The organism is Thermodesulfobacteriota bacterium, assembly GCA_036397855.1.
Classification (GTDB): domain Bacteria; phylum Desulfobacterota_D; class UBA1144; order Nemesobacterales; family CSP1-2; genus DASWID01.
On sequence record DASWID010000144.1, the window covers coordinates 1 to 4,279 of the forward strand.

Annotated in this window: 7 protein-coding genes; 6 read left to right on the forward strand and 1 reads right to left on the reverse strand. The window is 42.9% G+C overall.

Translation table 11 applies throughout. The features are described 5' to 3' along the window. The first annotated feature begins 395 nt into the window (after nt 1–395). From VGA95_11930 to VGA95_11950, 5 genes are read left to right on the forward strand one after another with little or no spacing between them, the layout of a single operon-like run. A complete protein-coding gene (locus tag VGA95_11930) occupies nt 396–647 on the forward strand; it encodes a hypothetical protein (GenBank protein HEX9667246.1) in 252 nt (83 codons plus the stop codon). A gap of 58 nt (nt 648–705) precedes the next feature. After that, complete coding sequence (locus tag VGA95_11935; protein ID HEX9667247.1) at nt 706–882, forward strand: hypothetical protein; 177 nt, start codon at nt 706–708, stop codon at nt 880–882. Next, the gene (locus VGA95_11940; GenBank protein HEX9667248.1) at nt 879–1,766 is read left to right on the forward strand and encodes a TIGR00730 family Rossman fold protein; all 888 of its coding nucleotides are present in this window, start codon (nt 879–881) and stop codon (nt 1,764–1,766) included. Before VGA95_11935 ends, VGA95_11940 begins: the two co-directional genes overlap by 4 nt. Before the next feature lie 3 nt (nt 1,767–1,769). Then, nucleotides 1,770–1,994: a hypothetical protein gene (locus tag VGA95_11945; GenBank protein ID HEX9667249.1), complete on the forward strand. Its 225-nt coding sequence runs from the start codon at nt 1,770–1,772 to the stop codon at nt 1,992–1,994. Between the two features lie 24 nt (nt 1,995–2,018). After that, nucleotides 2,019–2,192 carry a hypothetical protein gene (locus VGA95_11950; protein HEX9667250.1) on the forward strand — a complete coding sequence of 58 codons (174 nt, stop codon included), beginning with the start codon at nt 2,019–2,021 and terminating at the stop codon, nt 2,190–2,192. Between the two features lie 136 nt (nt 2,193–2,328). On the opposite strand, the gene VGA95_11955 is transcribed toward VGA95_11950, so the two are convergent. Then, nucleotides 2,329–3,276 (reverse strand): universal stress protein, encoded by a 948-nt coding sequence (locus VGA95_11955; protein HEX9667251.1) that lies wholly within the window; start codon nt 3,274–3,276, stop codon nt 2,329–2,331. An 844-nt stretch (nt 3,277–4,120) separates the two neighbouring features. Between VGA95_11955 and VGA95_11960 the strand changes: the two genes are divergently transcribed. Then, nucleotides 4,121–4,279, forward strand: a complete 159-nt coding sequence (locus tag VGA95_11960; GenBank protein ID HEX9667252.1) for a hypothetical protein — start codon at nt 4,121–4,123, stop codon at nt 4,277–4,279.

Below are 4,279 nucleotides of genomic sequence, written 5' to 3' on the forward strand. Positions count from 1 at the left end.
GCCTTCTTCAATGACTTTTGATATTTGCCAAGAACGATAAGAAAAAGCCTGACTAACGAAGCCGATAACTAAGGCGAGTGCGGTGAAAAAGAGGATTTTTCGAGTTTTAATATTTACTTCTATCAATTTTAATTCAAAAAACTAGAAATTTGGGGGACCTGGAATAATAAATTACGCCAAGGTTTATACCTGATTAACTGATCTGTCTCAAGTCTTCGATATCTGGGAACTTGTCTGTTTTAAGAAAATACCTTAACGATTAACTGCATCTTTATACGTGCATTATCAAGAGGAGTAATATAATTCAGTTACTGTTGAGTAAATACTTGCAAGAGATCGATTCAAAAACACCTTGCAGATGAAATAAGTTCGGATACTTTTTCGGAGTAGTATAAATGCTTTTTATTTCTTTTCATGGCGGGCTCGATGTTCTTGTATTTACCGCTGGTATCGGTGAGAATTCTTCTGTCATTAAAGCGAGAGTCTGTGTGGATGCAGAGTGGCTGGGAGTATGGATTAACGAGGCTGCTAACCTGAGGGGCGAACCGAGAACTAGCCTGGATGACCGTGCTGTATCAGTCTGGGCGATTCCGACCAACGAGGAGCCGATGATTGCCCCCGGCACCTACAGCCTGGTAATTCGTTGAGTCAGTGTCTTCTGAATGTCCCTTGGACCAAATGAAAATGGAGTCATTTTGCTATTAAATGAAAGCGGCTGAAAAAGATTTAGAAACAAAAGCTATGCTAATACAAAAATCCAGGTCCTCGCCTGAAATTGGTTGCCAGAGGAAGAGATATTATTGTAACTGGCTTAAATCGATTCTTAATTTGGATTGGATGATTAATATAACCGAACTTGATAAAGAGGAGGGTAAGTTATGACGCTTAAAAGAAAAAAAGAGATATATCCTTCGGCGTTAGAAGATGCTCAGGCCGCTGAATTATTTATCACAACGCCACAGACCCGTTCACCTTCTTACCGATTAGCTTATCGGGACACTGACTTCCTGCTTAGAGACGAACTCAGACCTGTCCGTCTTCAACTTGAACTGCTGAAGCCGGAGCTTGTGATGAAGGAGCACAATATCGAGAATACCATTATTATCTTTGGAAGCACCAGGATTTCGGATCCAGAGGTCGCAGAGAAGCAACTGGCAGATGCAGAGGCCATGGCTCTTAAAAATCCAACGGATGAGGCGCTTGCACGGAAGGCGACGATAATACGCGGCATTGCCGTAAACTCGAAGTATTATGAGGAGGCGCGCAGGCTCTCGTACCTGATTTCACAGGCCGGGAAATCTGATGATCTTAATTTCGTGGTCATTACCGGTGGAGGTCCAGGAATAATGGAGGCGGCTAACCGCGGTGCCTGTGATGCGGGCACTGAAAGCATCGCCCTCAATATAGTCCTTCCCTTTGAGCAGGTACCCAATGAATACATCACACCTGATCTCTGTTTTCAATTTCACTATTTCGCAATTCGAAAGATGCACTTCCTTATCAGGGCTAGGGCACTTGTTGCCTTCCCAGGCGGTTTCGGCACCCTCGATGAACTCTTTGAGACATTGACACTTATACAGACGAAGAAGATCAAGCCCATACCGATCCTTATTTTCGGGAGGGAGTTTTGGGATCGAATCGTAAGATTCGATGTGATGGTCGAGGAAGGGGTCATCTCACCGGAAGACCTTGATCTCTTCCAATATGTTGAAACAGCAGAGGAAGCGTGCGAAATTATATTGAGAAATTATAAAGAGGGAAGATGAGAAATGAAATGGCTGCCTGAACATAAAACAAAGATTGTATGCGCCATGAATACGATACGGTTCGAAATGGCCATCGTCGATAGCAACGTGAGGCCGGCTCCTGCTAAGCTGCGCCTGGACCCTTATGCAAAGTGCGTTGAGGGGGAGGTGAGATGGGATGAGGTGGTGTATCCGTACCACTTTGGAAAACCCGATTCAATGAATGAAAAGGACATGCGTCCCCTTTAATTAATGGTCTTCTGAATTGACTGTATGAGCTGGGCGCAGTTCTTCCTTAAGTTTGTGATATTCAATCCCTCTGTTACAGGTCCTATTCCCACAACGGCAAAAGTAAAACACATGGAGGACAACATGGGGGCTGGAATTGGACGGCTGCCTGATTCCGAGACAAGAAAACGTATGGCTAAGTATTTCGATTCACTCTAAATTGAACAAAGAGGGAACCGACACTTATTATCGATAGCAGAAATTTCTTATCGCATACCCGGGATCTAATCAGTAAGAAAATTGCTTGATAAGAATCTATAAACAAAGAAATTAGTGTCTTTCTCCCGTCTCTATGTCACACTTTTATGGGTGAAATGAATCCATATGGTTTTACGGTTAAAAGCGAGCAATCTACTTGATTAAGAACCGACTCCGCTGTATTTCCTATGATAAATCCGGGTAGACCCGTGCGGCACACTGTGCCCATTACGATAAGATCTATCCGTTCCTTCCCGGCGATGTCCGGAATCAGTATCCCTGGATCGCCTTTCCGAAGGTGGACCTTGTGCTTTAATTTAGCAAAGGGGAACCTAGCTAGAAGGTTATCTAAACACCTTTTGTGAAAATTCCTTGTATCTTGGAGCAATTTGTTGATCTCAGCCTCAGTCGTTCTGGCGCGGTGACCCCGCAAAGCGCTTTCGCCCCAAAGCCTCCACGCATGGACTATATGGAGTTCACTTTTCTCTGATTGAGAAATCGAGACTGCCAATTCCATAATTACGTTATTCAGCTCATTTTTGACCCTCTCAAAGGGATCGGGATCGACCGCTGCAAGAATCCGGGAATATCTTTTAGATTTGGAAGGCTTAACCATCCAGACCGGACAGGGACACTTACGCATTAGATTTATATCAATGCTTCCGAAAAGTGCAAATCTTCGTCCGCCCCTGCCCTCCGGGGTTTTCATCACCAAGTCATTATTATGTCTAAGTACCTCTTTTATTATCTCAATGTGAGGTTTTCCGACAAGAATCCTGATCTTAGCCTTAATACGTTTCTTGGTCTCAATCGGTTTGATGAGCCTTTGTATTTCCAGGAGCCTCTCCTTAACAGCCGCCTTCTCAAGTTCTCGAACCGAAACAATTTTAAGAAAGTCCTTCATTTTCTTAGGCAGCTCCTCCAGAACATCAACTACCGTTAACTTAGCCTTATTGTTCTTGGCGAGTGCGAACGCTCTGTTGACCGCTTCGCCTTCGTTATCTTTGCCATGTACTACTAATAGTATGTTTTTAAATTTTGTCACGCAGTTTCCCCCGAAGGATGTAAGTTTTAAAAATGGTAAGTATTGTATTGGCAACTTAAGGATAATTCAATACTTTTGTTTAACAATTATCTATTAAAGGGAACTTAACACTTCATTCAATCGGGAGCGCATACGAGGGTCAATCGCGAGAAGCTGGGATCCTTAGTAGTGTTGTTCTGTATGATGCATCGTGCATCCAGAATCCTGCACCCTGAATCCTATCACCATTTGTCAAATGTAGACCTGATCACTTCTTCATTTTCTGTTTAAGGACATGATAAAAACAAATTACAGTGTGGTGAGTTGCGTTAGTCAATACAATAGCGTCTGCTTTACTTCGTTTCATTGCTCCCGCTGCTTTAATTCAGAAAATTTACTAGCTTAATTTTACCAGCACCTTGATGGGGAGCGGTGCAGTCAAACAATGGTTGATTTCTCTTACTAAGTTATCTACAAGATTCCTCTTTGACGATCGACACCTGAAACTCAATTGTCTCATCTAATATTTTCTTCCCTTTTTTATCTGCTATCTTCACCTCGTCCCTTAATGGGAAGTTGCGCTGCCCGTCAGGCGCTGTAAATGGCAAATCTACTTAAGATGATTTGTCAGCAGCAACATCAGAGGTGTTTTCAATATCCGGTAAGTTATCTGTTAAAGGAAAAGATCTTAACGATTAACTACACCTTTATTTGTGCATTGTCAACAGCAGTAATAAATTTCAGTTACTATTGAATAAATACTTGTAAGACATCGATTCAAAACCACCTTGCAAATGAAATAAGTTCGGATACTTTTTCGGAATGATGGAAATGTTCTTTTTTCCTTCTCATTGGCGGGATCGATGTGCTTGTTTTTACTGCTGGTATTGGTGAGAATTCTTCTGCCATTGGAGCGAGAGTCTGTCAGGATGCAGAGTGGCTGGGAGTTCGCCTTAATGAGGCTGCTAACCTAAGGGGCGGGCCGAGGATTAGCCGAGATGACAGTCTGTATCAGTCTGGGTGA

Bases quoted from the DNA above. Each gene is read 5' to 3' on its own strand.
- VGA95_11945 (HEX9667249.1), top strand. From the start codon at position 1,770: ATGAAATGGCTGCCTGAACATAAAACAAAGATTGTATGCGCCATGAAT.
- VGA95_11950 (HEX9667250.1), top strand. From the start codon at position 2,019: ATGAGCTGGGCGCAGTTCTTCCTTAAGTTTGTGATATTCAATCCCTCT.
- VGA95_11930 (HEX9667246.1), top strand. From the start codon at position 396: ATGCTTTTTATTTCTTTTCATGGCGGGCTCGATGTTCTTGTATTTACC.
- VGA95_11940 (HEX9667248.1), top strand. From the start codon at position 879: ATGACGCTTAAAAGAAAAAAAGAGATATATCCTTCGGCGTTAGAAGAT.
- VGA95_11935 (HEX9667247.1), top strand. From the start codon at position 706: ATGAAAGCGGCTGAAAAAGATTTAGAAACAAAAGCTATGCTAATACAA.